The 26,656-nt window shown below is 52.3% G+C and carries 22 protein-coding genes; 14 read left to right on the top strand and 8 right to left on the bottom strand.

Annotated features, from left to right (window positions below; all coding sequences use genetic code 11):
- Nucleotides 1-105: 105 nt before the first annotated feature.
- Both K0H63_RS09265 and K0H63_RS09270 read left to right on the top strand, forming a co-directional pair.
- Nucleotides 106-2,121, top strand: coding sequence for an NADPH-dependent 2,4-dienoyl-CoA reductase (locus K0H63_RS09265; RefSeq protein WP_220067685.1), 2,016 nt, complete (start codon nt 106-108; stop codon nt 2,119-2,121).
- A gap of 259 nt (nt 2,122-2,380) precedes the next feature.
- Nucleotides 2,381-2,869: a YciI family protein gene (locus tag K0H63_RS09270; protein WP_220067686.1), complete on the top strand. Its 489-nt coding sequence runs from the start codon at nt 2,381-2,383 to the stop codon at nt 2,867-2,869.
- Between the two features lies 1 nt (nt 2,870).
- Here the strand turns inward: K0H63_RS09270 and yfaE are convergent, their stop codons facing one another.
- The 5 genes from yfaE to ubiG form a co-directional block, all read right to left on the bottom strand.
- Nucleotides 2,871-3,230 (bottom strand): class I ribonucleotide reductase maintenance protein YfaE, encoded by a 360-nt coding sequence (gene yfaE / locus K0H63_RS09275; RefSeq protein ID WP_434086757.1) that lies wholly within the window; start codon nt 3,228-3,230, stop codon nt 2,871-2,873.
- Nucleotides 3,199-4,329 carry a class Ia ribonucleoside-diphosphate reductase subunit beta gene (nrdB, locus tag K0H63_RS09280; RefSeq protein WP_220067688.1) on the bottom strand — a complete coding sequence of 377 codons (1,131 nt, stop codon included), beginning with the start codon at nt 4,327-4,329 and terminating at the stop codon, nt 3,199-3,201. Before nrdB ends, yfaE begins: the two co-directional genes overlap by 32 nt.
- Nucleotides 4,330-4,398: 69 nt before the next feature.
- Entirely contained in the window at nt 4,399-6,687 is a 2,289-nt protein-coding gene (gene nrdA, locus K0H63_RS09285) for a class 1a ribonucleoside-diphosphate reductase subunit alpha (protein WP_220067689.1), read from the bottom strand.
- A gap of 415 nt (nt 6,688-7,102) precedes the next feature.
- On the bottom strand, nt 7,103-7,762 hold the full coding sequence (locus tag K0H63_RS09290) for an HAD family hydrolase (protein WP_258405690.1): 660 nt from the start codon (nt 7,760-7,762) through the stop codon (nt 7,103-7,105).
- Nucleotides 7,755-8,468 (bottom strand): bifunctional 2-polyprenyl-6-hydroxyphenol methylase/3-demethylubiquinol 3-O-methyltransferase UbiG, encoded by a 714-nt coding sequence (ubiG, locus tag K0H63_RS09295; RefSeq protein WP_220067690.1) that lies wholly within the window; start codon nt 8,466-8,468, stop codon nt 7,755-7,757. The genes K0H63_RS09290 and ubiG overlap by 8 nt, the downstream gene beginning before the upstream one ends.
- Nucleotides 8,469-8,923: 455 nt before the next feature.
- On the opposite strand from ubiG, the gene gyrA reads away from it, so the two are divergent.
- Entirely contained in the window at nt 8,924-11,629 is a 2,706-nt protein-coding gene (gyrA, locus tag K0H63_RS09300; protein ID WP_220067869.1) for a DNA topoisomerase (ATP-hydrolyzing) subunit A, read from the top strand.
- A gap of 111 nt (nt 11,630-11,740) precedes the next feature.
- The gene (gene serC / locus K0H63_RS09305; RefSeq protein ID WP_220067691.1) at nt 11,741-12,835 is read left to right on the top strand and encodes a 3-phosphoserine/phosphohydroxythreonine transaminase; all 1,095 of its coding nucleotides are present in this window, start codon (nt 11,741-11,743) and stop codon (nt 12,833-12,835) included.
- Nucleotides 12,836-12,901: 66 nt separating this feature from the next.
- On the opposite strand, the gene K0H63_RS09310 is transcribed toward serC, so the two are convergent.
- A complete protein-coding gene (locus tag K0H63_RS09310) occupies nt 12,902-14,092 on the bottom strand; it encodes an amino acid aminotransferase (protein ID WP_220067870.1) in 1,191 nt (396 codons plus the stop codon).
- 470 nt (nt 14,093-14,562) lie between these two features.
- Here K0H63_RS09310 and aroA point away from each other — a divergent pair, with 470 nt between their 5' ends.
- The 10 genes from aroA to K0H63_RS09360 all read left to right on the top strand — a co-directional run bounded on the left by aroA (nt 14,563) and on the right by K0H63_RS09360 (nt 24,518).
- A complete protein-coding gene (gene aroA / locus K0H63_RS09315; protein WP_220067692.1) occupies nt 14,563-15,843 on the top strand; it encodes a 3-phosphoshikimate 1-carboxyvinyltransferase in 1,281 nt (426 codons plus the stop codon).
- 158 nt (nt 15,844-16,001) lie between these two features.
- Nucleotides 16,002-16,697: a (d)CMP kinase gene (gene cmk / locus K0H63_RS09320; protein WP_220067693.1), complete on the top strand. Its 696-nt coding sequence runs from the start codon at nt 16,002-16,004 to the stop codon at nt 16,695-16,697.
- 100 nt (nt 16,698-16,797) lie between these two features.
- On the top strand, nt 16,798-18,465 hold the full coding sequence (rpsA, locus tag K0H63_RS09325) for a 30S ribosomal protein S1 (protein WP_203326981.1): 1,668 nt from the start codon (nt 16,798-16,800) through the stop codon (nt 18,463-18,465).
- 76 nt (nt 18,466-18,541) lie between these two features.
- A complete protein-coding gene (gene ihfB, locus K0H63_RS09330) occupies nt 18,542-18,829 on the top strand; it encodes an integration host factor subunit beta (protein WP_011759850.1) in 288 nt (95 codons plus the stop codon).
- A gap of 121 nt (nt 18,830-18,950) precedes the next feature.
- Complete coding sequence (locus K0H63_RS09335; protein WP_220067694.1) at nt 18,951-19,253, top strand: LapA family protein; 303 nt, start codon at nt 18,951-18,953, stop codon at nt 19,251-19,253.
- Between the two features lies 1 nt (nt 19,254).
- The gene (lapB, locus tag K0H63_RS09340) at nt 19,255-20,415 is read left to right on the top strand and encodes a lipopolysaccharide assembly protein LapB (RefSeq protein ID WP_220067695.1); all 1,161 of its coding nucleotides are present in this window, start codon (nt 19,255-19,257) and stop codon (nt 20,413-20,415) included.
- A gap of 27 nt (nt 20,416-20,442) precedes the next feature.
- On the top strand, nt 20,443-21,144 hold the full coding sequence (gene pyrF / locus K0H63_RS09345; protein ID WP_220067696.1) for an orotidine-5'-phosphate decarboxylase: 702 nt from the start codon (nt 20,443-20,445) through the stop codon (nt 21,142-21,144).
- A gap of 64 nt (nt 21,145-21,208) precedes the next feature.
- On the top strand, nt 21,209-22,027 hold the full coding sequence (locus K0H63_RS09350; RefSeq protein ID WP_220067697.1) for an SDR family oxidoreductase: 819 nt from the start codon (nt 21,209-21,211) through the stop codon (nt 22,025-22,027).
- 75 nt (nt 22,028-22,102) lie between these two features.
- On the top strand, nt 22,103-22,648 hold the full coding sequence (locus K0H63_RS09355; RefSeq protein WP_220067698.1) for a DUF2058 domain-containing protein: 546 nt from the start codon (nt 22,103-22,105) through the stop codon (nt 22,646-22,648).
- 133 nt (nt 22,649-22,781) lie between these two features.
- Complete coding sequence (locus K0H63_RS09360; protein ID WP_220067699.1) at nt 22,782-24,518, top strand: acyl-CoA dehydrogenase; 1,737 nt, start codon at nt 22,782-22,784, stop codon at nt 24,516-24,518.
- A 141-nt stretch (nt 24,519-24,659) separates the two neighbouring features.
- Here the strand turns inward: K0H63_RS09360 and dacB are convergent, their stop codons facing one another.
- Both dacB and K0H63_RS09370 read right to left on the bottom strand, forming a co-directional pair.
- The gene (dacB, locus tag K0H63_RS09365) at nt 24,660-26,168 is read right to left on the bottom strand and encodes a D-alanyl-D-alanine carboxypeptidase/D-alanyl-D-alanine endopeptidase (RefSeq protein WP_220067700.1); all 1,509 of its coding nucleotides are present in this window, start codon (nt 26,166-26,168) and stop codon (nt 24,660-24,662) included.
- A gap of 245 nt (nt 26,169-26,413) precedes the next feature.
- Nucleotides 26,414-26,599, bottom strand: a complete 186-nt coding sequence (locus K0H63_RS09370; RefSeq protein WP_220067701.1) for a hypothetical protein — start codon at nt 26,597-26,599, stop codon at nt 26,414-26,416.
- Nucleotides 26,600-26,656: the final 57 nt, after the last annotated feature.

The raw sequence follows: 26,656 nt of genomic DNA on the forward strand, positions 1-26,656 counted from the left end.
AAATGCAATTGTAAAGGTTTTTAACATTCAGGTGGCTGGACGGTTGAGCTTATACTCGACACAGGATATGCTGACTTAGATCACATGTTTTAAAAGGGTGTTTGAATGTCGTTTCCGCATTTGTTGAAGCCATTGGATTTAGGCTTTACCCAGCTTAAAAACCGCGTACTCATGGGCTCTATGCACACGGGGCTCGAAGAAGAAAAGGGCGGCTTTGAAAAGCTGGCTGCATTTTATCGGGAGCGTGCTGCCGGTGGCGTAGGTCTGATAGTGACCGGGGGAATTTCCCCGAATTTACGTGGCAGATTAGCGCCCCATGCCTCTTCGCTCAGTTTTCCCTGGCAGGTGAAACGCCACCGTATCGTTACAGACGCCGTACATGGCGCGGGTGGCAAAATCTGTATGCAAATTTTGCACGCGGGCCGCTACGGTTATCATCCGTTTTCCCTGGCACCCAGTGCCCTCAAAGCCCCCATTACGCCTTTTAAGCCCAGCGCCATGTCGGCCCGGCAAGTTCGCGGCACCATCAAGGATTACGCCACCAGTGCCAAACTGGCACGTAAGGCCGGCTACGATGGTGTGGAAGTCATGGGCTCTGAAGGGTACCTCATCAATCAGTTTATTTGTTCACGCACCAACAAGCGTCAGGACGAATGGGGTGGCAGTTTTGAAAACCGCAGCCGTTTCCCGTTGGAGATAGTGCGTGCCATTCGCGCTGCAGTAGGAAATGATTTTATTATTATTTTCAGACTGTCGATGTTGGATTTGGTGGAAGAAGGCTCCAGCTGGGATGAAGTAGTGGCGCTTGCCAAAGGGCTGGAAGAAGCGGGAGTCTCCATTATCAATACCGGTATCGGCTGGCATGAAGCCCGGATCCCAACCATTGCAACCAGTGTCCCCAGAGGCGCCTTTGCCTGGGTGACTGAGCGTTTGAAGCAAGAAGTGCGAATTCCGCTTATTGCGACCAACAGGATTAACACCCCGGAAATTGCCGAGCACATTCTGGCATCCGGCCAGGCTGATATGGTGTCTATGGCAAGACCTTTCCTGGCGGACCCTGACTTTGTCAATAAAGCGGCTGCAGGGCATAGTGAGCTAATTAATACCTGCATCGGCTGTAATCAGGCCTGCCTCGATCATACTTTCAAGATGAAGCGTGCAACCTGTTTGGTTAACCCAAGGGCCTGTTACGAAACCGAGATTAATTTCCCCAAATCTTCGCAGCCCAAAAAGATAGCCGTGATGGGTGCCGGGCCTGCGGGAATGGCATTTTCGATTTATGCGGCCAGTCGTGGACACAATGTGGTGTTGTTTGAAGCCAAAGGGGAAGTGGGTGGTCAATTCAACCTAGCCCGTAAAATTCCCGGTAAGGAAGAGTTCGACGAAACCATCCGCTATTTTAATAACCAGATGCAGCAAACCGGTGTTGAACTCAGGCTTAACACCCGCCTCGATGCCTCAGTGTTCAATGATGAAGACTTCGATGAAGTGGTGATAGCATCAGGGGTTGTTCCCCGCGCAGTGAAACTGCCAGGGTTTGATTCACCCCGGGTGGTCAACTATCAGCAGGTGCTGAATGGTGAAGTAAGCGTGGGGCAAAAGGTGGCCTTGATTGGCGCCGGCGGTATTGGCTTTGATATGGCCCATTACCTTGGTGAGAAGGACTCCAGTACGCTCGATCCCAAACGTTGGCGTGATCAATGGGGCATAGATGATGCCTACGCAGCCCGCGGTGGCCTTAAGGCGCCGGTCAAAGAGCACGCCGAGCGTACCATCTACCTGCTTCAGCGCAAGACTACGCCCATGGGCAAGGGGCTTGGCAAAACCACGGGCTGGATCCACCGCACCGTGGCCAAGATGCACGGGGTTATTCAGATGAACGGCGTAAGCTATGAGTCCTTCGATGAGCAGGGCTTGCATATCCGTGTGAATGACGAGGCCAAGGTGCTCGATGTGGATACAGTCGTACTCTGCGCTGGTCAGGAGTCCAATCGGTGTCTGGTGGCCGAAATGGAAGCCACAGGTAAGCCTGTGCATTTGATTGGTGGCGTGGATGTCGCGGCAGAGCTCGATGCCAAACGGGCCATTCGCCAGGGCGCAGAGCTTGCGATGCGAATGTAAACTCATCGGCATTGAGAATTGACCCGAACGCCTTATTAAGGTGGGTTAATTTTTAATCTCCGATCATCAATATGCCTACACTTGATGTTTAAGTCATGAAAGCCCGCATTACGCGGGCTTTCCTTTTATGAACTAGGCGAATTAAGTGAACTAGGCGAGCCATGTGATCTGATGCGGTGCAAAATGTGGCGCCTTTTTCGGTCGGTGCTAGCTTTACCAAGATACGTACATATCATCCAACCAAAACAGGAAGTTTCCCATGGGATTGCAAAAGACACGCCTTGTAAAATCGAGCGTATACCTTTTATCTGCTGCGGCAGTAGCTATTGCGATGAATCTGGCGACACCGCTAGCTTCGCTGGCGGAATACGATGAAGCACTCGCGGCTAAAGTGGGCGCCGATGAATACGGCATGAAATCTTATGTGATGGCGTTTTTAAAGAAAGGTCCGAACCGCAGCGGCACCGACGAAGAGCGGGCAAGGCTGCAACGGGCACATCTTGATAATATCGGCCGCTTGGCCAAAGAAGGAAAGCTGGTGCTGGCCGGCCCATTTTTAAACGATGGTGAGCTGCGCGGTATCTATCTTTTTGATGTGAAGACTGTGGAAGAGGCCAGGGCGCTTACAGAAAGCGATCCGGCCATAAAAGCGGGTAGCCTGGTGATGGAGCTGGTGCCTTGGTATGGTTCGGCCGCCATTACTCAGCTGCCTGAATTACATGAGAAGTTTGCCAAAAAACCGATCTGAGTCAGTCTACCAAAACCGCCTTGGCTCTGGCATTGAGTGCCTGGGAATGCACCACTGTATCGGCGCCCTTGGGACTGAGCGCCAAATTTAAATCAGACTCAGGTACGCAGCAGCAGGGCAGGCATTCGTCTGCAGAAAGCGCTGCCAGTGGCTCGGTAAAATAGGTTACAGATCCGCTGAGCACCTTGGTCTTACAGGCACCACAAAATCCGCTTCGACATTCAGAGAATACGCGGACTTTTTTGATTTCGAGAGCCTCCAGCAGAGACTGCTGCTGTCCATTGAACAGCAGCACGGGTTGTCCCTGAAGGCTGACGATAGGCGCCTTTTTAAAGATCAAAGTCGGAGAACTCATTTTCATCGACCGAGGCATCAATCTGTCCGACCAGATAAGAGGAGACTTCCACTTCCTGTGGTGCAACCTGAACGGCATCGCTCTCCAGCCAGTTTTTCATCCACGGCAGCGGGTTGGTAGACTCTGGGTAGGGCAGAGCCAGGTTGACTGACTTCATGCGCTGGTTGGTGATGTATTCAACGTACTGACACAGAATCTGCTCGTTCAGGCCAATCATGGAGCCATCTTTAAAGAGGTATTTGGCCCATTCTTTTTCCTGCTCGGCAGCCCGCAGGAAGAGATCGTAGGCTTCCTGCTGACACTCGATGGCGATTTCTGCCATTTCCGGATCGTCCTTGCCACCCTGCATGATATTGAGGATGTGCTGGGTCGAGTTAAGGTGCAGCGCTTCATCTCGGGCGATAAGGCGGATGATTTTGGCGTTGCCCTCCATGAGCTTGCGCTCAGCGAAGGCGAACGAACAGGCAAAGCTGACGTAGAAGCGAATGGCTTCCAGGGCGTTCACCGACATCATGCACAGATACAGAGCCTTTTTCAGTGTGCGTACAGTCACATCGACTATATGGCCATCCACAGTGTGGGTGCCTTCACCGTGCAGATGGTAAATCTGAGTCAGCTTGATGAGCTCATCGTAGTAGGCCGAAATATCGCCTGCGCGCTTGAGGATCTCTTCATTTACCACAATGTCGTCAAACACCGCAGAAGGGTCGTTCACAATGTTGCGAATGATGTGGGTGTATGAGCGTGAGTGGATGGTTTCAGAGAAAGACCAGGTTTCAATCCAGGTTTCCAGCTCTGGCAGCGACACCAAAGGCAGGAAGGCAACGTTTGGACTGCGGCCCTGAATAGAGTCTAGCAAGGTTTGGTACTTTAAGTTGGAAATAAAGATGTGCCTTTCGTGATCCGGCAGCTTTCCAAAATCAATTTTGTCACGGCTTACGTCTACTTCCTCCGGTCGCCAGAAGAACGACAGCTGCTTTTCAATCAGCTTTTCAAATACTTCATAGCGCTGTTGATCGTAACGGGCAACGTTAACGGACTGGCCGAAAAACATAGGTTCGCGGGTTGCATCGTTGGGAGTTTGACAAAAAGTAGTGTAAGCCATGATTTCTTTATTCCGGTAAAAGGGGGCAAAGCCCCCTGTTAACACCTAATTTCCTTGTATTTGCCTGTGTTAAATCTTACAGGCACCACCGGCGCAGCCGTCGTCCTCTTTTTCAACCACAGCAATGTCGTCATGCTGATCGGTCGCACCATCACGGGTGTTATGGTAGTAAAGGGTCTTGAGGCCCAGTTTGTAGGCGGTCAGCAGATCTTTCAGCAGCAGTTGCATTGGCACCTTACGCCCCTCGAACTTGGCGGGGTCATAGTTGGTGTTGGCAGAAATGGCCTGATCCACAAACTTCTGCATAATGCCAACCAGTTGCAGATAACCGTCGTTGGACGGCATTTGCCACAGCAACTCGTATTCGTTGCGCAGTTCATCAAAGTCAGGCACAACCTGCTTAAGCTGACCGTCTTTACTGGCTTTCACCGAAATCAGACCACGGGGTGGCTCGATACCATTGGTGGCGTTGGAGATCTGCGACGAAGTCTCTGATGGCATCAGCGCTGACAGGGTAGAGTTACGCAGGCCGTAGTGCTTGATATCGGCGCGCAGTCCTTCCCAATCCAGATGCAGCGGTTCATTGCAGATCTTGTCCAGATCGCGCTTATAGGTGTCGATTGGCAGAATACCCTGAGAGTAAGTGGTCTCATGGAACGCCGGGCAGGCACCTTTTTCCTTGGCCAGATTCATCGAGGCTTTCAGCAGGTTGAACTGAATGGCTTCAAAGGTCTTGTGGGTCAGGTTGTTGGCACTGCCATCTGAGTATTTTTTGCCGTTCTTGGCCAGGTAGTTGGCAAAGTTAATCACACCGATACCCAGGGTACGACGGTTCATGGAACCGAGCTTGGCTGCCTTGATGGGGTAGTCCTGATAGTCCAGCAGGCTATCGAGGGCACGTACCGCCAAGTCTGACAAACCTTCCAGCTCTTCAAGGTTATCGATGGCGCCCAGGTTCAGTGCCGACAGCGTACAGAGTGCAATTTCACCATTGGTATCATCGACGCTGTCCAGTGGTTTGGTTGGCAGCGCAATTTCCAGACACAGGTTTGACTGGCGGATAGGCGCAACGCTTGAGTCAAATGGGCTGTGGGTGTTGCAGTGATCCACGTTCTGCACATAGATACGACCGGTAGACGCACGCTCCTGCATCATCAGTGAAAACAGTTCAACGGCCTTGAGCGACTTCTTACGGATACTCGTGTCTTGCTCGTACTTGGTATACAGGCGCTCGAATTCGTCCTGATCTTCAAAGAATGCATCGTACATACCAGGCACGTCTGATGGACTGAACAGCGTGATGTTCTCACCCTTGATCAGGCGCTGATACATGAGTTTGTTCAGCTGCACACCATAGTCCAGATGACGGATACGGTTGTCTTCCACGCCGCGGTTGTTCTTCAGTACCAGCAGCGACTCCACTTCCAGGTGCCAGATTGGGTAGAACAGCGTCGCCGCGCCGCCGCGAACACCGCCCTGGGAGCAGGACTTCACCGCAGTCTGGAAATACTTGTAGAAGGGCAGACAGCCGGTATGGAAGGCCTCACCGCCACGAATTGGGCTACCCAGGGCACGGATACGGCCTGCATTCACGCCGATACCGGCGCGCTGGCTCACGTACTTCACGATGGAGGACGCGGTGGCGTTGATAGAATCCAGGCTGTCACCGCACTCAATCAGTACGCAAGAGCTGAACTGACGGGTAGGGGTGCGCACGCCGGACATAATCGGCGTAGGCAGGGAAATCTTGAAGGTAGATACCGCATCATAGAAGTCTTTTACATACTTCAGACGGGTCTCTTTTGGATAACCGGCAAACAGGCAGGCCGCAACCAGGATGTAGAGAAACTGGGCGCTCTCGTACACTTCGTGGGTGACGCGGTTTTGAACCAGGTATTTGCCTTCCAGCTGCTTCACGGCGGCGTATGAGAAGTTCATATCACGCCAGTGGTCGATGTAGCTGTCTAAAACGTCCAGCTCTTCTTTGGTGTAGTCTTCGAGGATGTGGCGGTCGTACTTGCCCATCTCAACCAGCTTGACCACATGGTCATACAGCTTTGGCGGCTCGAACTGGCCGAATGCTTTTTTGCGAAGATGGAACACAGCCAAGCGGGCGGCCAGGAACTGATAGTCCGGAGACTCGGGAGAGATCAGATCCGCAGCGGCTTTAATAATGGTTTCGTGGATGGCTTCGGTAGGGATGCCTTCAAAAAACTGCAGGTGTGAACGCAGTTCTACTTCAGAAACGGAAACATTTTTTAAGCCCTTGGCTGCCCAGGTAACCACGCGGTGGATTTTGTCGAGATCGATCTGCTCGCGTTCGCCACTGCGTTTTGTGACTGTCATGTTGCTATTCATTGAAGATAGGCCTTTATAGATTGGTATTGCCCTACATATCCATGTAAACAATCGTGCCATGCGCCCCGAACCAGCGCTTTATACTGGCACAACAAGCGTTTCGGGGTGGACACTTCTAGTGTGTCTGATTGCTACCAATACACAAGATATGGTGCTTATTAAAAGTTAAGATACAAGATAGTGAGGTAAGAGGGCATTTGCAAGTAAGAATTCGATGAAGAACTTGTGGATATCTTGAGGAAAAAAACCAACGTTAGTGTCGACTAACTTCCCAGCTCAATTTCCGTGTGCCATGTCGTTAATATGACACTTTTTTGACCCTGTCAGTGAAACGAATCGATCGCTTATCTTGCAAGCGATCGATTCATGATCCCTTGACAGTCACACTGCCGGCGTAACGAGCTTCAAACTCGCCTTAAAGGTGAGCAATCAAATCCTGAGGTTGCTTCAAATGTATATCGATTGGCCAATCATCGGCTTCATCGAGTGATGACAGATAACCCCAGGAAGCCAGTACTGAAACCATGCCGGCATTGCGCGCCGCTTCCATGTCGCGTTTTGCATCCCCAAGATATAAGAGGTGTCCGGCTTTTCGTCCCAGATGTGATGCGCCAAGTAACATGGGGGCTGCATCGGGTTTCCCCCGGGTGACAGTATCGCCGCTGATAAGCGTGGCGCATTGCTGAGCAAGACCGAGTCTGTCCAATAAGGGTCTTGCATATCGGGCGGCTTTATTGGTGACAATGCCCCAGGGAATTTGCCGACTGTTTAAATGGTCAAGCAACAGCGTCATTCCGGGAAACAGCTTGGCTTCAGTGCCGCTCACCTTAGCGTAGTGCGCTAAAAGCGCCTGCTGTACCTGTGTGGCTACAGCATCTTCGAGACCAGGCTGCGCGGCTTTTACCAAGGCAAGGCTGCCGTGGGATGCTATGGGGCGCATTCGGTCCTGCTCCGCTTTGGAAAACCCAAAGTCATCCAGAGCAAGGTTGAGTGCCGCCACCAAATCCGGCGCTGTATCTACCAGAGTGCCATCAAGGTCAAACAACACTCCGCCCACTGATACACGCTCACTCAAGGGGTTTTACCGTTGCAATCATGTAATTGACTTCAACACTGTTGGTATAGCGGAAAGTGCCGGTGATCGGGTTGTAGGTCACACCGGTGGCGTCTTTACAGAGAAGTTCGGTTTGGTCGACCATGGCGATAAGCTCAGAAGGGCGAATGAACTTGCCGTGATCGTGTGTTCCCACAGGTAGCATTTTCAGCAGGTATTCGGCGCCGAGAATGGTTTCCACATAAGAGCGCAGGTTGCGGTTAATGGTGGAGAAGAACACATACCCACCCGGTTTGACCATGTCACAGCAGGCGGCTATCACCGACAGGGGATCCGGAACGTGCTCGAGCATTTCCATACAAGTGACCACATCATAGGCTTCCTTATTGGACTCTCTGTGCTCTTCTGCAGTGCAGCGCTCATAATTGAGGGATACACCAGTCTCGAGGGCATGTAATCTTGCCACTTCCAGCGGTTCATTGCCCATATCGATGCCGGTAACCGTTGCACCGAGGCGGGCCATGCTTTCAGAGAGAATGCCTCCGCCGCAGCCTACATCCAGCACTTTTTTGCCGAAGAGTCCGCCTGAAGTTTGATCGATGTAATTCAGTCGCAGCGGGTTAAGTTGATGAAGGGGTTTAAATTCGCCATCGGGATCCCACCAACTGGCGGCCATCTTCTCAAATTTGGCGATTTCCTGAATATCGACGTTCAAGGCTTCTGACATAGCGTCCCCGGTAACCTTAGCTCAACCCACCAAAAGGCGTTTGGGCGGAATAAATCAATTAGGTAGCGCCATTATATCTATTCCGGGCGGTAAACGAAGTAGCAAGCAATATCGAGCAGGCTTTTCGTGCAAATTTTTGAGTTTTCGCACCCTTGTTGCTGCATTTGGTCCAAAAATTAGCCAATCATGGAATAGGGCCAAAGGCCGTGTGCTGATCTTGTCTAACTACTGACCAATCAGTTTGAAGGTATAAACCCTCTATCTCAATGAAAAATAGCGAAATATACGGATGAAATGTCTCGGCGGCAGAACTGCATTGATCACAGTCTTAAGGAGATTTGGACGAGGGGGTTTCGACATTAAATTACTGTGTTAGAATGCCAAATCACGTTTGAAGGCTCGACAATGACACGGAAAACGACTTGTCAGCTAATTTTCAGGGGATCGAGCAGTTTATGACTGATTTGGCTTCATCTATTTCGCCAATTAACATCGAAGACGAACTCAAGAATTCGTACCTGGATTACGCCATGAGCGTGATCGTGGGACGGGCACTGCCGGATGTGCGTGACGGCCTTAAGCCTGTGCATCGCCGTGTGCTGTTCGCGATGAACGAACTTAAAAACGACTGGAACAAGCCTTATAAGAAGTCGGCACGTGTGGTCGGTGACGTTATCGGTAAATACCACCCTCATGGCGATAGCGCTGTGTACGACACCATAGTGCGTATGGCCCAGCCGTTCTCGTTGCGTTACACCCTGGTAGACGGTCAGGGTAACTTCGGTTCTATCGACGGCGACGCCGCAGCAGCAATGCGTTACACCGAAATCCGCATGGAAAAGCTGGCTCACGAGCTGCTGGCTGATCTGGATAAAGAAACGGTAGATTTCGTGCCCAACTACGACGGTACCGAACAAATTCCTGCCGTTCTGCCTACCAAGATTCCTAACCTGCTGGTGAACGGTTCATCCGGTATCGCCGTGGGTATGGCCACCAATATTCCGCCCCACAACCTGACCGAAGTGGTTAAAGGTTGTTTGGCGCTGATTGAAGAGCCTGAACTATCCATCGAGCAGTTGATGGAGTACATCCCGGGCCCTGACTTCCCGACGGCCGCCATTATCAATGGCAAAAAAGGCATTGAAGAAGCCTATCGTACCGGTCGCGGCAAGGCCATCATGCGTGCCCGCGCCGAAGTCGAAACCGAAGACAACGGCCGTGAGCGCATTATTGTCACCGAGATCCCGTATCAGGTGAACAAGGCCCGTTTGATTGAAAAAATCGCCGAGCTGGTAAAAGACAAGAAGATTGAAGGCATCAGCGGTCTGCGTGATGAGTCCGACAAGGACGGCATGCGTATCGTGGTGGAAATCAAGCGCGGTGAAGTAGGCGAAGTGGTTCTGAACAACCTCTACGCCCAAACCCAGATGCAGTCTTCCTTCGGTATCAACATGGTGGCACTGGCCAATGGTCAGCCAAAGCTGTTTAACCTCAAGGAGATGCTGGAAGCCTTTATTCTGCACCGCCGTGAAGTGGTTACCCGCCGCACCGTGTATGAACTGCGTAAGGCCCGCGACCGCGCCCACATTCTGGAAGCGCTGGCGGTTGCCCTTGCCAATATCGACCCCATCATTGCCCTTATCAAGGCCTCTGCCAGTCCATCCGACGCCAAGGCAGGCCTGATTGCCAAGGGTTGGGAGCTCGGCACAGTAAAAGCCATGCTGGAGAAGGCCGGTGACGACGCCGCCCGTCCAGAGTGGCTGGAGCCAGAGTTTGGTATTCGCGACGGTCTGTACTTTATGACTGAGCCACAGGCCCAGGCGATTCTGGACCTGCGTCTGCACAAGCTGACTGGTCTTGAGCACGAGAAGATCCTGCAGGAATACGAAGAGCTGCTGGAAATCATTGCCGGTTTGCTCCACATCCTCAGAAGCCCAGAGCGTCTGATGGAAGTCATCAAAGAAGAACTTGAGCTTATTCTTGAGCAGTTTGGCGATAACCGCCGCACTGAAATCAACGCCTCTGCCGTGGACATCAGCCTCGAAGATCTGATTAACGAAGAAGACGTGGTAGTGACCCTGTCGCACCTCGGCTACGCCAAGTATCAGCCGCTGACCGACTACCAGGCCCAGCGCCGTGGTGGTAAGGGTAAGGCCGCGACCAAGGTGAAAGACGAAGATTTCGTTGAAAAACTGCTCGTTGCCAACACCCACGATACCATTTTGTGCTTCTCTGACTTCGGTAAGCTCTACTGGCTTAAGGTATACCAGTTGCCTCTGGCAAGCCGTCAGGCCCGTGGTCGCCCAATCGTTAACCTGCTGCCATTGCAGGAAGGTGAGCGCATTACCGCGATTCTGCCGGTGCGTGAATACGAAGAAGGCAAGTACATCCTGATGGCTACCTCTCACGGTACCGTGAAGAAGACGGCCCTGACCGAGTACAGCCGTCCACGTTCCAACGGTATTATTGCTGTGAACCTCAAAGACGGCGATCAGCTGATTGGCGTGGATATTACTGACGGCAGCAGCGAAATCATGCTGTTCTCTGACGCCGGTAAAGTGGTGCGCTTCAAAGAAGGCGAAGAAGTTGCTGTAGTTGATGAAAACGGCAACCCTGTGCTGGATGAAGAAGGCAAGCCGCAAATCAACTTCAAGGGCGTGCGCCCCATGGGCCGTGGTGCCACAGGTGTTCGTGGTATTGCCCTGGAAGATGGTCAACGTGTGGTGTCGCTGATTGTACCGAAAGACGACAGCGCCATTCTGACTGTGACTGCCAACGGCTTTGGTAAGCGTACCGAGCTTGCTGAATACCCAGCCAAGAGCCGTGCCACCAAGGGTGTGGTATCCATCAAGGTCACCGAGCGTAACGGCCCTGTGGTAGGCGCCGTGCAGGTGGGCGAGAACGATGAAATCATGCTCATCAGCGACAAGGGTACACTGGTGCGTACCCCTGCCAACGGTGTGTCTATCATCGGCCGTAACACCCAGGGCGTGACCATCATCCGTACCGCGGATGACGAGCAGGTTGTTGGTCTGCAGCGCATCGATGAAATACAGGATGACGGCAGCGAATATCTGGAAGAGGATGTTGAAGGCGCCGAAGGCGACATCATCGCCGAAGCTGATACACAGCCGACAGACGATGCCAACGACGAGGCATAATTGAAGACGGGCGCCCAATGGGCGCTCGTTTTTTTTGCCAAACAGATTTTTTATTTTTCCAAACGTGTGACTACCTACGGGTATCACCAAAGGCTAGCAAGGAGATCATGAGTGAGCGCGGTTTATAATTTCTGTGCCGGACCGGCGATGTTGCCGGCTGCCGTGATGAAGAAGGCACAAGCTGAGTTACTGGACTGGAACGGGCAGGGGGTGTCTGTGATGGAGGTGAGCCACCGTGGTGCGCCCTTCATTCAACTGGCCAAAGACTCGGAAGCCGATTTGCGCGAGCTGATGAATATCCCCGACAACTACCATGTGCTCTTTATGCATGGTGGTGGTCGCGGTCAGTTTTCTGCTGTTGTGAATAATTTTTTGGGTGATAACGGCAAAGCCCTGTATCTCGTCAGCGGTCAATGGTCAAAAGCCGCCACTGAAGAAGCAAAAAAGCTTGCCGGTGATGACAATATTGATGTCATTAATGTCGTTGAAAAAGTAAATGGAATGAATAAGGTAGTCATTCCAGTTCTGAGCGGCAACGGCAGCGAGTACCGCTATTTGCACTATTGCCCCAATGAGACAGTAGATGGCATCGAAATTTTTGATGACATCGACAGTCCCTGGCCGATCGTGGCGGATATGTCGTCCAACATCATGTCCCGCGAGATTGATGTCAGCCGCTTTGCCCTTATCTATGCCGGTGCCCAAAAGAACATTGGTCCATCGGGTTTGTCTATCGTGATTGTGCGTAAAGACATGCTGGAGCTGCCGCAGCTGACCCAGTCTTCCATCATGGATTATCGCCTGACCGCCGAAAACGACTCCATGTACAACACGCCGCCAACCTTTGCCTGGTACCTGGCCGCCGAAGTGTTCAAATGGCTTAAGTCTGTCGGTGGCATAAAGGGGATGGCCCAGGTTAACGTCGAAAAGGCGCGTCGCCTCTACACCTGCATCGACAGTCTTGATTTCTACAAAAACGGTGTGGCGCCTGAAAACCGCTCGCAGATGAACGTGACCTTCCAACTGGCTGATGAGTCGCTGGATAAAGACTTTCTTAAAGAAGCCGAAGCTTTGGGGCTGGTTGCGCTCAAAGGCCACCGCATTGTGGGCGGCATGCGTGCCAGCATCTACAACGCCATGCCGCTGGAAGGCGTTGATGCACTGGTTAGCTTTATGCAGGCCTTTGCTGCCAAGCACAGTAGCTAATCAGTTTAATCGCGCATAAAAAAGGACTGCCTCGGCAGTCCTTTTTGTTATCGCATTCTTTGTTGGTTACAGCACGGCGATAATGGATTTGGCCAGATAATCCACGTTATCTTCGCTTATACCGGCGATGCTGATCCGGCTCGAGCCTACCATGTAAATGCTGTAGTCCTTCATCAGGGTGTTGACCTGGGCCTCGTTGATGCCAAGGAAGGAGAACATGCCCTTTTGACGGGCGATAAAAGAAAAATCGCGGCTGGCGCCCAGTGCGTGCAGTTTGTCGACCAGCATGGCGCGGTTGCCGTTGATGCGATCGCGCATCACTTTGAGCTCATCCAGCCACTGGGCCTTGAGTTCGTTTGAGCCCAGAATGGTTTCCACAATGGCGGCGCCGTGGGCTGGTGGCATTGAGTAGATGCAGCGCACCACATACAGCAGCACCGACAGCGACACGTCTGCCTGGGCACTGTCTTTACCGATAATGGAGCAGGCACCGATGCGCTCGCGGTACAGACCAAAGTTCTTCGAGCAGGAAGAGGCAAGCACCATGTTATCCACGGCCGCCGCCATAGCGCGCACGCCGTAGGCATCTTCATCCACGCCATCGCCAAAGCCCTGATAGGCCATGTCGATAAAGGGCAGGAAGCCTTTGTCTTTGGCAACCTCGACCACCGAATCCCACTGAGCCGTGCTTAAATCCTGGCCGGATGGGTTATGGCAGCAGGCGTGCAGCAGCACAGCATCTTCTGCGCCAACCTGTTTAAGCGCCGCAAACATTTCATCAAACTTCAGGCACTTATTGTCGTAATCGTAGTAGGGGTAGGTTTTTACCGTTAAACCAGCGGCCTGGAACAGCCCTGTGTGGTTGGCCCAGGTTGGGTCGCTCACCCAAATGGTAGCGCCGGGTTTGCATTTGGCGATGAATTCAGCGGCTACCCGCAGGGCGCCGGTGCCGCCCGGGGTAGACACGGTGCGAATACGGCGCGCCTGAACCACGGGATGAGAAGCGCCGAAGGCCAGCTCGTTCATCAACTCATTAAAAGGTGCTGAGCCGGTTGGGCCAATATAGACCTTGGTGGTTTCAGAATCGGTACGCAGCTTCTCGGCGGTTTTAACACAGTCAAGAATAGGCGTATTGCCGGCGGGATCCTTATACACACCCACGCCCAGGTCGACTTTCTGTGGGTGGCTGTCTTCACGGTATTTGGTTAAAAGACCCAGAATAGGATCGGCAGGCAACGCCGAAAGATGCTCAAACATAATTCCTTCTACCTTGTAATCGTTGTTGGTAAAGCCGCAGGGATAGGGTGTAGCTGCTTGCACGGGGGCGCTGTAGCCTGGTTAATGCCAAGCCGGATGCCTGTGCCAAGCATGACCCGAATGCCTTAGCATAGCCTGAAAGGGTTGCCGGGAAAAAGAGCCCTGAGCGCAAATCCCGCCGTGATTGAAAAGGCCGTTGCCCGATTGGCAACAAATCTTGCAATACTGAGCAGCATTTGGGGCAGTTTTTTGCCGATTTTGTGTTGATTGAACAAAAATCAGCATCAATCCGCCATTTTTTACTGAAAAACGGTTGAATCGCGGCTGGGGATCAGTAATTTAATTACCACGAAGACTCAAAAGGGATCGTTTTTCCCTCAAACGTAACGCGGGGCTTACAGCGTTGTAGCAAAGCCTTGCCAACTTCGGCCAATCTGGCCTTCACTCGCTTTTAATGAGAAGTACGAGAAATGGACCAATTACGTCTTGAGCCCGTATCCCGGGTCAACGGGGAGGTTAACATCCCCGGCTCCAAAAGTATCTCCAACCGCGCCTTGCTGCTGGCAACCCTGGCAAGCGGTGAGACCACTCTGGCAAACCTGCTGGATTCTGATGATATCCGCCATATGCTGAGTGCCCTTGAAAGCCTCGGCGTAAGCTTCACCCTGTCAGATGACAAGACCCTGTGCACTCTTAAGGGCCTTGGCGGCCCCATTCATGCCGATAAAGCCTTTGAGCTGTTTTTGGGTAACGCAGGCACGGCGATGCGCCCTTTGTGCGCGGCGCTGACTCTGGGAACCGGCGAATTTACCCTCACCGGTGAGCCGCGTATGGAAGAGCGCCCCATCGGCGATCTGGTGGATGCACTGCGTCAACTTGGCGCCGATATCCGTTACCTTAAAAACGATGGCTTTCCACCGCTCACCATCAATGCCACTGGGCTTGCCGGCGGAGTAGTGGAAATCGATGGCAGCCTCTCCAGCCAGTTTCTGACCGCGCTTTTAATGGTGGCTCCCCTTGCGAAGGACTCAGTGACCATCGCGGTAAAAGGAGAGCTGGTTTCCAAGCCCTATATCGATATCACCCTGGATTTGATGGCCAAATTTGGGGTAAAAGTCAGCAACGACAACTATCAGCGCTTTGAAATTGCTGCCGGACAGCGCTATGTGTCACCGGGTAAAGTGCTGGTAGAAGGGGACGCGTCGTCAGCTTCTTACTTTCTCGCAGCCGGTGCCATTGGCGGCGGTGAAGTCAAAGTCACCGGCGTTGGCCGTTTGGCGGTGCAGGGTGATGTGAAGTTTGCAGATGCCCTTGCCGCCATGGGCGCCGACATCGAATGGGGTGACGATTACATTATCGCCCGCGGCAGCAAGCTTCACGGCATCGATATGGACATGAACCACATTCCAGATGCGGCCATGACCATAGCCACCGCGGCGCTGTTTGCCGAGGGGCCAACCCGGATGAGCAACATCTACAACTGGCGCATCAAGGAAACGGACCGTCTGGCCGCCATGGCGACTGAGCTTCGAAAAGTCGGCGCTGTTGTGGAAGAGGGGCACGATTACATCCATATCACACCGCCGGCCAAGCCTGTCCATGCCGAAATCGATACCTATAACGATCACCGCATGGCCATGTGTTTTTCACTGCTGGCCTTCGCCGATTGCGGTGTGACAATTAACGACCCCGGCTGTACCTCAAAAACATTTCCAGATTATTTCAATCGCTTCGCTAACTTAGCTGAATAAGTCTGAATGCGGTAAAAGTGGGCTGTCATCTGATGGCCCATTCTTTTGCCGAAAATTTACACGGATCTTTATCAGGCCTTGATGTATAATGCCGCCCGCTCATTTTCGGTGAACCCATAGCATTCATGGAAGATGATATGTCTATTGTGGAGGATTTTATGTCTGAAAGGGCTCCAGTAGTGACTATCGACGGCCCCAGTGGTGCCGGTAAGGGTACCATTGCCCATTTGCTTGCCAAACACTATGGCTGGCAGTTACTCGATAGCGGTGCCATTTATCGCGTATTGGCGTTGGCTGCGCTGCACCATAACGTTGAACTTGAAAACGAAGAAGCCATCACCCTGCTGGCCGCGCATTTGGATGTGCAGTTTCTGGCCGGTGGTGACAAAGACGCCATCAAGGTGGTGCTCGAAGGTGAGGATGTGACCGGTGCCATTCGCACCCAGGAATGCTCCAATGCGGCTTCCAAAGTCGCGGCATTCCCGCGCGTCAGGGAAGCTCTGCTGCGCAGGCAGCGTGCATTTTGTCAGGCACCTGGGCTGATTGCCGATGGTCGCGACATGGGCACTGTGGTTTTTCCAACAGCACCTGCCAAACTTTATCTTACTGCATCTGCCGAAGAGCGGGCGCAGAGACGCTATAATCAGTTGCAGGACAAGGGCTTCGATGTTAAAATCGACCGCCTTTTGGCCGAGATCCAGGAACGCGATGACCGCGATATGAATCGCCCGGTTGCGCCTCTGGTTCCTGCTGATGATGCCCTGGTGATTGACACCACGGGTATTGGCATAGACGATGTGTTCGCCCAATGTGTGGCCCACATCAATGACAGATTATCCGCATCTGGCTTGTAAGCCGGGGGCGTATAGGAATTCGCTTCACGGATGAAGCGGATATAACTACTGACTCCAACGTCCAGGATGGTCGCTGGTTTATTACTTAAAGTAACTTAACATGACTGAATCTTTTGCTGATCTGTTTGAACAATCCCTTCAACAACTGGAGTTCCGTCCAGGTTCTATCGTTCGTGGTACTGTAGTTGCCATCGAAAACGGCCTGGTACTGGTTGACGCCGGTCTGAAGTCTGAGAGCCCAATCCCTGCCGAGCAGTTCAAGAATGCCCAAGGCGTTCTGGAAATCGCCGTTGGCGACCAGGTAGACGTAGCTCTGGACTCTGTAGAAGACGGTTTCGGTGAGACTCAACTGTCTCGCGAAAAGGCCAAGCGCCATGAAGCCTGGATCGTTCTGGAAAAAGCTTACGAAGATGCTGAGACCGTTATCGGTATCATCAATGGCAAGGTTAAAGGCGGTTTCACCGTTGAACTGAACGGTATCCGTGCGTTCCTGCCAGGCTCTCTGGTTGACGTTCGCCCTGTGCGCGACACTGCTCACCTGGAAAACAAAGAGCTGGAATTCAAAGTTATCAAGCTGGACCAGAAGCGCAACAACGTTGTTGTTTCCCGTCGTGCAGTTATCGAGTCTGAGAGCAGCGCTGAGCGCGACGCTCTGCTGGAGAACCTGCAAGAAGGTCAAGCCGTTAAAGGTATCGTTAAGAACCTCACTGACTACGGTGCATTCGTTGACCTGGGCGGCGTAGACGGCCTGCTGCACATCACTGACATGGCTTGGAAGCGCGTTAAGCACCCATCCGAGATCGTGAACGTTGGTGATGAAATCAATGTGAAAGTTCTGAAGTACGATCGTGAGCGTACTCGCGTTTCTCTGGGTCTGAAGCAACTGGGTGAAGACCCATGGCTGGAAATCAGCAAGCGCTACCCAGAAAACACTCGTCTGACCGGTCGCGTAACCAACCTGACTGACTACGGTTGCTTCGTTGAAATCGAAGAAGGCGTTGAAGGTCTGGTACACGTTTCTGAAATGGATTGGACCAACAAGAACATCCACCCATCAAAGGTTGTTAACCTGGGTGACGAAGTTGAAGTTCTGGTTCTGGACATCGATGAAGAGCGTCGTCGTATTTCTCTGGGTCTCAAGCAGTGCAAGACCAACCCATGGGAAGACTTCGCTAACCGTTACAACAAGGGCGACAAGGTTTCCGGTAAGATCAAGTCTATCACTGACTTCGGTATCTTCATCGGTCTGGACGGCGGTATCGACGGTCTGGTTCACCTGTCTGACATTTCTTGGAACGCCACCGGTGAAGAAGCCGTTAGCGAGTACAAGAAAGGCGACGAAATCGAAGCCGTTGTACTGTCTGTTGACCCAGAGCGTGAGCGCATCAGCCTGGGCGTGAAGCAGACTGAAGACGATCCATTCAACGGTTACGTTGGCGACAAGAAGAAAGGTGCTATCGTTAACGGTACCGTGACTGCTGTTGACGCCAAAGGTGTGACTGTTGAGCTGGCTGAAGGCGTTGAAGGCTACATCCGTGTTGCTGACATCAGCCGTGACCGCGTAGAAGACGCTTCTACCGTGTTTGCAGTTGGTGATGCCGTTGAAGCCAAGTTCATGGGTGTGGATCGCAAGAACCGCAACGTGAGCCTGTCTATCCGTGCAAAAGACGAAGCTGACGAAAAAGAAGTTATGGCAAACTTGAACAAGTCTGACGACGCTGTTATTAGTAATGCTATGGCCGAAGCGTTCAAGGCCGCTCGTAAGTAATTGCCAAATATGAGGGAGTTGGATTTCCCGCTCCCTCATCGCGGCTGTGTTTGGCTTGATAATAGGGGTAGCTAGGATGACTAAATCCGAACTGATCGAAAAACTCGCCACAAGGCAGTCGCAACTGTCGGCGAAAGAAGTAGAAAGTGCAGTCAAGGAAATGCTGGAACAGATGGCCACTACGCTGGAAAGCGGTGAGCGTATCGAGATCCGCGGCTTTGGCAGTTTCTCACTTCATTATCGTGCGCCTCGTACTGGCCGCAATCCCAAGACTGGTACATCAGTCGAGCTGGAAGGCAAGTACGTTCCGCACTTTAAGCCCGGCAAAGAGCTGCGCGAGCGTGTTGACGCTGTTAATGTCTAAGACACGTTGATTAAAAAAGCCTCCCTGTGGAGGCTTTTTTGTTTATCCGTACTACAGACACTGGTCAGCCAAGTGAAATTCTTGGATAATCAGCCCATTGACATGCGTTAAGGAGGCAGCCGTGAAAGGATTTTTTGTGGCCTTGGTCATTGCTCTGTTGTTCGTTTTGGCATTACTGCTTGGTTCACGCAATGAGCAGCTTGTCACCATCAACTATTTTGTGGCGCAGGGTGAGTTTCGATTACCCGTCGTTCTCGCGAGCGTATTTTTTGCCGGCTTCCTGCTGTGCTGGTGTTTTGCTGTGTACCACATCGGCAAACTCAAGTATGCGCTTTCCCGGGCAAATCGGAAGTTACAGAAACTCGAGCCGCAGACCGCGACCAATCCGGCTCCTCTGGTTTCTTCGGGTGAAGTGAAGTCCTGATATGCTGGAAATTCTGTTTCTGCTGCTGCCCATTGCCGCCGGATACGGTTGGTATATGGGACGTCGCAGTTTACGTCAGAACCAGCATCACCAACGTAAAAAGCTCAGCCGCGATTATTTCACCGGCCTGAATTACCTGCTCTCCAACGAATCCGACAAAGCTGTAGACTTATTCATCAGTCTGCTGGATGTGGATGATGAAACCATAGACACTCACATGTCGCTGGGTGCGCTGTTTCGTAAGCGTGGTGAAGTCGACCGCTCCATTCGTATCCATCAAAACCTCATCGCCCGCCCAAGTTTAACCACAGAGCAGCGCGATGCGGCCATGATGGAGCTTGGCAAAGACTACATGGCAGCCGGGTTCTACGACAGGGCCGAAGAAATATTCCTGGCATTGATTAAAGAAGATGATCACAGCGAAGAAGCTGAAAATCAGCTTATTGCCATCTATCAGATCATCAAGGAATGGCAAAAGGCCATCGATATCACCAAGGGGCTCTCTAAAAAGCGCCAGCAATCCTTAAAACCCATTGTCGCCCATTTCTACTGTCAGCTAGCGGACGAAGCCAAAACCGCAGATGAAAAGCAAAAGCTTTTGAGCCAGGCGCTCAAGCAAGACCCAAATTGCGGCCGGGTGTTACTAACCCTGGCTAAACTGCATCTCGATGAAGCGCGTTTGAGCGATGCTGCCGCCATGTTGACCAGCCTTGCTGAAGTCGATGTTTTACTCTTTGCTGACGGTATTAAAATTGCCCGCCAGGTATACGCCGACCTCAATGATAAGGAAGGGTATCGCGAATTACTGGCGCAGGCGCTCGCCAATGGTGGCGGCGCGTCAGTCGTGGTGGCACTGGCAGAAGAAATGGTCGTCAGAGGCCAGATAAAAATGGCTGAAAAAATGCTGCTGGATAACCTCTATCGTCAGCCCAGTATGAAAGGCTTCTCCGAACTGATGAAGCTGCATTTAGCCCAAGCCGAAGAAGGGCAGGCGAAAGAAAGCCTTTCTTTACTTGAACAATTGGTCGAACAACAAATAAAATTCCGTCCCGCCTATCGCTGTAAGTCCTGTGGCTTTCCGTCACACGCACTCTACTGGCATTGCCCTTCCTGTAAATCCTGGGGCAGCATTGCCCGGGTGAAAGGATTGGATGGCGAATAACCTTAGTCCCACTGCATCGGAGATCCCATGAGAGACAAGCCCATTCTGGTTGCCCTTGATTTTGACAACAAGTATTCAGCGTTGCAGTTGGTTGATAAGCTCGATCCCGCCATGTGCCGCCTCAAGGTAGGCAAGGAAATGTTCACCCTGTTTGGGCCAGAGCTGGTCAAAGACATCCAAAATCGTGGTTTCGACCTGTTCCTTGACCTTAAATTCCACGATATCCCCAATACAGTGGCCAAGGCAGTTGCCGCTGCCGCTGAGTTAGGCGTATGGATGGTGAACGTCCATGCCTCAGGTGGATTTGCCATGATGGAAGCCGCGCGCAAAGCCTTGCTGCCATACGGCGACAATGCGCCGCTGCTGATTGCCGTGACTGTGCTTACCTCCATGAGCGATGAAGATCTGAAGCTTTTGGGCATCGATGTTGGCGCCGCTGAGCATGTGAAGCGTCTGGCCAAATTGACCCGGGATGCAGGTCTTGATGGCGTGGTGTGCTCGGCCCAGGAAGCCACTATGCTTAAAGACCTGTGTGGCCGTGATTTTAAACTCATTACCCCGGGTATTCGCCCCGAGGGGAGTGACGCAGGCGATCAGCATCGCATCATGACACCCGCTCAGGCTCTGCAAGCGGGCTCCGATTACCTGGTGATTGGTCGTCCCATCACCAAGTCTGCAGATCCGCTCAAGACACTGACAGAAATTCACCAGTCAATCCGCGGAATATAAACCACAGGGCCCCATTAACCGACACTTACGGCTGAAACGCAATTAGTGCTGACAAGGAGGTAAGATGTTCGACTTTCACGGGAAAAACATTTTGGTGGTTGGCGGTACCAGTGGGATCAACTTGGGGATTGCCAGGGCGTTTGCGAAAGCCGGCGGCCGGGTTGCGGTAGCGAGTCGCAGTCAGGATAAGGTCGATGCGGCGCTTACACTCCTGACTGGTGATAATCCAGAGGTAACGCCGCTCGGTGTCAGTTTCGATGTGCGTGACAATGACGCTGTTAATGACGGCATTAAGGCTTTACATCAAGGGCTTGGCAGCGTTGATGTGCTTATCAGCGGCGCGGCAGGAAACTTCCCGGCGCCTGCTGCAGGAATGAGTGTAAACGGCTTCAAGTCGGTGATGGACATTGACCTCCTTGGCAGTTTTCAAGTGCTGAAAGCCTGTTATCCTTTGTTGTCACGCCCGGGTGTGATTCTGCAGATTTCGGCCCCCCAGGCGTTTGTCCCCATGCCGATGCAGGCCCATGTGTGTGCTGCCAAGGCCGGTGTTGATATGCTCACCCGTACACTTGCGATGGAATGGTCCCAGGAAGGAATTCGGATCAACTCCATCGTACCAGGCCCCATTGAAGGTACAGAAGGCTTTGATAGACTCGCTCCCAGTGATGCCCTCAAGGCACGAGTGGCGCAAAGTGTACCGCTTGGACGAAATGGCAGCATCACGGATATTGCCAACTGCGCACTGTTTCTGGCGTCTGAATTTGGCAGCTACATCAATGGGGTGGTGTTACCGGTTGATGGCGGCTGGTCACTTGGCGGAGCCAGTACAGCCATGACAGAGCTTGGGCAACTCTTATCAAAGCAGAGCAAAGGCCCGGCTTAAGTCTGGTTACTTACATTGACCAGCATCAGGTTTAAAAAAGTACAACTGAATAGATTGCAATAAAGAGAGAGCATCATGGCTAACGCATTACAGGAGCAGCTGCTTAAAGCGGGGCTGACCAGCAAGCAAAAGATAAAAGACGTTAAAACCAAAAAACGCCGTGATCGCAAAAGTAATGTTGATGATGGGTCCACGGCCCTTAAACAGAGCATCGCCGAACAGAAGGCATCCCAGGCGGCGCAGGATAAGGCACTTAACGAAAAGCGTTTTCAGGAAGCCGAAGCCAAGGGCCAGGTTCGCAGCCTGATCACAGAGCTTAAGCGCCTTGCCATCAGCTTACCTGAACATGCGGATGTGAAATTCAACTACACCATCGGCAGTAAAATTTACAGCGTTTACATCAACGAGAAGATCCAAAATCAGTTGCTTGGTGGCCACCTCGGAATAGTACGCCACGAAGACAGCAGCTACTTGGTACCGCATAAACTGGCTGAACGGGTGAATCTGTTGGTACCGGAATGGTGTGGCTATCTGTGGCAGGAAACTGATAACCAGCCACCCATGGCAGAAGAGGACGATCCTTACGCTGACTATGTGATCCCGGACGATCTCATGTGGTAATCGATGTAACAAAACGAGCCCCGGTTAACAGACCGGGGCTTTTTTATGGCTATGCTTGTGGAATGGATTGAGTTTCCCGCCTTTATTCGATAAATTGAAACAACTGTTTAAATTCACCGTTTGAGAATAGCCAATGAATCCCTACCAAGCGCCACTCGGCGAGATGCGTTTTTTGCTGGAACATGTGTTTAATGCTGAAGCGACCTGGCAAGGTCTTGCGTCCCTCGAGGGCATGGTTGATATGGACACGGCGCTGGCGATTTTAGAAGAAGCCGCCAAGCTGAACAGCGAATTGGTGCATCCCATCAACCGTGCTGGCGATGAAGAGGGTGTTGGCTTCAGCGAGGGTAAGGTAACCACGCCAAAGGGTTATAAAGAGGCCTATAACGCCTTTGTTGAAGGCGGCTGGATAGGTCTTTGTGGCGACCCGGAATACGGCGGCATGGGCATGCCCAAGATGCTCGGCGTGCTGGTTGACGAAATGGGCTACAGCGCCTGTAACGCGTTTAATCTCTATGGTTCTTTGACTGCAGGGGCAGCGCTGGCCATTAACGCCCATGGCTCAGATGAGCTTAAGAGCACCTATTTGCCCAAGCTTTACAGTGGTGAATGGGCTGGTGCTATGGACATGACAGAGCCGCAGGCTGGCTCTGACCTTCGCCACATCCGCACTCGCGCCGAGCCCCAGGAAGACGGCAGTTACCTGGTTACTGGCAGCAAAATTTTTATTACGGGTGGCGATCAGGACTTGACTGAAAACGTGATCCACTTGGTGCTTGCGAAAATCAGCGGCTCCAACAGTCTGTCGCTGTTTTTAGTCCCCAAAATTGCTGTTGATGACAGCGGCAATTTGACTGAGCCCAATGGCGTTTCAGTGGGCAGTATAGAACACAAGATGGGGCTTAAGGGCTCTTCAACCTGTGTCATGAACTTCGACAGTGCCCGTGGTTGGCTTATTGGCCGTGAAAACAAGGGGCTCGCCTGCATGTTCACCATGATGAACTATGAGCGCCTTGCCATCGGTATTCAGGGGCTCGGCAGCGCACAGGCAGCAGTGCAAATGGCATCTGACTATGCTAAAGAGCGTTTGCAGGGTAATGCCGTTGGCAGCACTGCCGCGGCAGATCCCATTTTGGTTCATGGCGATGTTCGTCGTATGCTGCTCACCACCCGCACACTTACCGATGCGGGTCGGGCACTGGCAGTACACACAGGCAAGCAATTGGATTTGGCTAAGTTTGCCGACGATGACGCCGTTAAAACCAAAGCAGGGCGTTATGTGGGACTGCTGACCCCGGTGGCCAAGGCCTTTTTAACCGACCGAGGTCTTGATATCACCATCATGGCGCAGCAGGTATTTGGCGGTCACGGCTATATCCGGGAAACCGGGATTGAGCAGCTGGTGCGTGACACCCGCATTGCCCAGATTTATGAGGGTACCAACGGCATTCAGGCCATCGACTTTCTGGGGCGCAAGGTCACTGGCGATAATCTGGCAACCCTCAAGGAGTTCATTGCCGAGCATATTGAGGTGCTAAGCGGCACCTGTGACAAGGCAAATGCACTGAGAGCCGGTTTTGCAGATTTCGTCGCTGTGGCAACCTGGATTAACGATAATAAGTTAAATCGCCCCGCGTTAATCAATTCGGTGGCAGTTGATATGCTGGATGCGTTTGGTTACCTGCTCTATGGCTATTATCACTTGCTGATGCGTGATGCGGCCAATGCCGCCGGCAGTGAATTGGCTGGTGAAAAAGCGGCTTACTGTGACTACTACTTCGCCAAACTGATGCCAAGAGCGGACGCGCTGCTGCGCGCAGCAAAAGCCGGGGATGAGCTTTTAATGTCACTGCCTGACGCTTATTTCTGACAGGTGACAAACCAGGTGCTGATGCGCGATATAAAAAAGGGCCGTTTATCGGCCCTTTTTACTTGGCGAATAATTAAGCAGGCTATTGAGCTTGTGGTATGGTGCATCACACAAAAACTGGGCCCTAACATACATTAAGGGTCATTTTTGTGCGGACATGAGCTGCGGTTCGTGCTGTAGCAGAGCTTTAAGAACGATAGCAGCGAAGCCCGGCTTACGTTTGCCGTTTTGGCTTTCGGGCTCTACCAAACCGTTTTCCAGCACCACAAAAGCATATTCCCTATCACCGCTGCGTAAAAAACCGGCCAGGTTTGACACACCTTGCATACTGCCGGTTTTCGCCTGGACCCGGTCTTTTAACGGCGGCGAATTGAAACCGCGTTTGTAAAGCAGCGTGCCGTCTTTTCCTGACACAGGCAGCCCATCCTTGAGGGAAGCGTAGTCTTCTGTGTGATGGATTAACAGCAAGGTTTGCATCAATTGGCGTGCATTCAGGAGGTTGTAGCGTGATAATCCTGAGCCATCAACCAGATTGGCGCTGGACAGATCCACACCGAGCAGCGTCAAATTGGCGGCCATTTCCTGACTTCCCTGATAGAAGTCCGATTCATCCTGCCCCTTCATCTTACCCAATTGCTTAAGCAGCGCATCGGCAATCAGGTTATCCGATTCTTTGAGCATTTCACTCAGTAATGAATCCATAGGAGCCGACTGATGGTCGGCAACCAGATGAGCGCTGGCAGGCAGCGTATGTAAACGTTCGGGTATGGGGGCGTTGAATCCGGCTGCTTTCAAAAGGCCTGCAACCTTTTCCTGTAACCAAACATCCGTGTCTGTCACTGCGATGGACAAAGGCAAGGCTTGTTTGCCGCTATAGCAGCCATGGAGCAGGTATCGGTTGGGGCCAACCACCGACAGGTGGGGGCTGCATTCTTTGAAGCTGGCCCCCGGGCGATAGCTCAGCTGGTTATCAATGGAAATTGCGGCATCCTTTGCCAGTCTCACATAGGTGCCATCGCCATTTTCTGTTGGTCGCAGTGATGCCTTGACGCAATTTTTATCGAGACTGAACTCGGCAACCGGTGAGGCGTAACACACTCCCAGGTCGTCCCAAACCCATCCGGGCGCCTTATCGCTCTTATCGACAGCTGAAACCAAATAAACCCGATTAATGGTGTGTACGCCTTGCTGCTTAAGGCTGCCAAGCAGGGCGCTGAGTTCGGCGCTGGTGAGCAGTGGGTCGCCGCTGAAGCCGATATAGAGGCGCTCGATTACAGGAGGTTTAAATCCCTGGACGAAAAGCTGGGTATGAAACCGAAAATCCCGCCCCAGGGTATGCTGGGCTGCCAATGCCAGCAATAACTTTTGCACACTGGCGGGTAACATGGCGCGTTCGCTGTTATCGCTGATAACCACCCGCTGGGTTTTCAGATCAACGGCAAGTACGGCGACATTGGTCTGTTTGGGTTTAATGGCAAGATACCAGTCAGGCGCAATATCCTTCGAGGGAGAAAGCGCAGTTGGAGGTAATATGGAAAATGGAGTATCGGCGGAAAAGGCCGGTTTTGAGTCGCGCTTCTCATCGATAGGGAGTGTGTCTTGCAGTAGCGGCTCGACAGGCGCGTTATCGGGCACCTCAGTTGGTTTCACTGGTTGAGAGCTTGCTGAGGGGGAGGCTGTCACCGTGCTTTCCATATCAAGTGAAAGCCAGGGAGTGGCTGATGCCACAAATGCAAATGAAATCGATAGCCCTGCCAGAGAGCGAACGAGTGCCTTTGTCATTTTGGTAGTCATTAAACGTGCCGTCATGCTGCATCCTTTTTTGGGTTCTATCCAAAACCCGGTGGCAGTTCTATCCATTGACTCCTGCGCTTATGGGGGCTCGATTGCTGCGGTCAGTTTTGATCCCGGGGATCGTCTTTTTCCATTAAGCGGTAGAAACGCAGGGTAACAAAGAGCACCAGAGCGATAAACAGCGGCAGCACCAAAATGCCCAGCACGGTTTTGTAATGAAACAACACAAAGGCGCCAACGAGGGCAAGCGCTACAGTGAACAGGATTTGCAGGTTAGGGCGATTCATGGTTGTTCCGGGGGCAGCAGCTTCTATGCGGTCACTATAGCAAAAGCCGATTAGGGG

This window comes from Shewanella zhangzhouensis (assembly GCF_019457615.1).
In the GTDB taxonomy this organism is placed as follows: Bacteria; Pseudomonadota; Gammaproteobacteria; order Enterobacterales; family Shewanellaceae; genus Shewanella; species Shewanella zhangzhouensis.

Bases quoted from the DNA above. Each gene is read 5' to 3' on its own strand.
- K0H63_RS09265 (WP_220067685.1), top strand. From the start codon at position 106: ATGTCGTTTCCGCATTTGTTGAAGCCATTGGATTTAGGCTTTACCCAG.
- K0H63_RS09270 (WP_220067686.1), top strand. From the start codon at position 2,381: ATGGGATTGCAAAAGACACGCCTTGTAAAATCGAGCGTATACCTTTTA.
- yfaE (WP_434086757.1), bottom strand. From the start codon at position 3,230: ATGAAAATGAGTTCTCCGACTTTGATCTTTAAAAAGGCGCCTATCGTC.
- nrdB (WP_220067688.1), bottom strand. From the start codon at position 4,329: ATGGCTTACACTACTTTTTGTCAAACTCCCAACGATGCAACCCGCGAA.
- nrdA (WP_220067689.1), bottom strand. From the start codon at position 6,687: ATGAATAGCAACATGACAGTCACAAAACGCAGTGGCGAACGCGAGCAG.
- ubiG (WP_220067690.1), bottom strand. From the start codon at position 8,468: ATGTCAGAAGCCTTGAACGTCGATATTCAGGAAATCGCCAAATTTGAG.
- gyrA (WP_220067869.1), top strand. From the start codon at position 8,924: ATGACTGATTTGGCTTCATCTATTTCGCCAATTAACATCGAAGACGAA.
- K0H63_RS09310 (WP_220067870.1), bottom strand. From the start codon at position 14,092: ATGTTTGAGCATCTTTCGGCGTTGCCTGCCGATCCTATTCTGGGTCTT.
- aroA (WP_220067692.1), top strand. From the start codon at position 14,563: ATGGACCAATTACGTCTTGAGCCCGTATCCCGGGTCAACGGGGAGGTT.
- cmk (WP_220067693.1), top strand. From the start codon at position 16,002: ATGTCTGAAAGGGCTCCAGTAGTGACTATCGACGGCCCCAGTGGTGCC.
- rpsA (WP_203326981.1), top strand. From the start codon at position 16,798: ATGACTGAATCTTTTGCTGATCTGTTTGAACAATCCCTTCAACAACTG.
- ihfB (WP_011759850.1), top strand. From the start codon at position 18,542: ATGACTAAATCCGAACTGATCGAAAAACTCGCCACAAGGCAGTCGCAA.
- lapB (WP_220067695.1), top strand. From the start codon at position 19,255: ATGCTGGAAATTCTGTTTCTGCTGCTGCCCATTGCCGCCGGATACGGT.
- pyrF (WP_220067696.1), top strand. From the start codon at position 20,443: ATGAGAGACAAGCCCATTCTGGTTGCCCTTGATTTTGACAACAAGTAT.
- K0H63_RS09350 (WP_220067697.1), top strand. From the start codon at position 21,209: ATGTTCGACTTTCACGGGAAAAACATTTTGGTGGTTGGCGGTACCAGT.
- K0H63_RS09355 (WP_220067698.1), top strand. From the start codon at position 22,103: ATGGCTAACGCATTACAGGAGCAGCTGCTTAAAGCGGGGCTGACCAGC.
- K0H63_RS09360 (WP_220067699.1), top strand. From the start codon at position 22,782: ATGAATCCCTACCAAGCGCCACTCGGCGAGATGCGTTTTTTGCTGGAA.
- K0H63_RS09370 (WP_220067701.1), bottom strand. From the start codon at position 26,599: ATGAATCGCCCTAACCTGCAAATCCTGTTCACTGTAGCGCTTGCCCTC.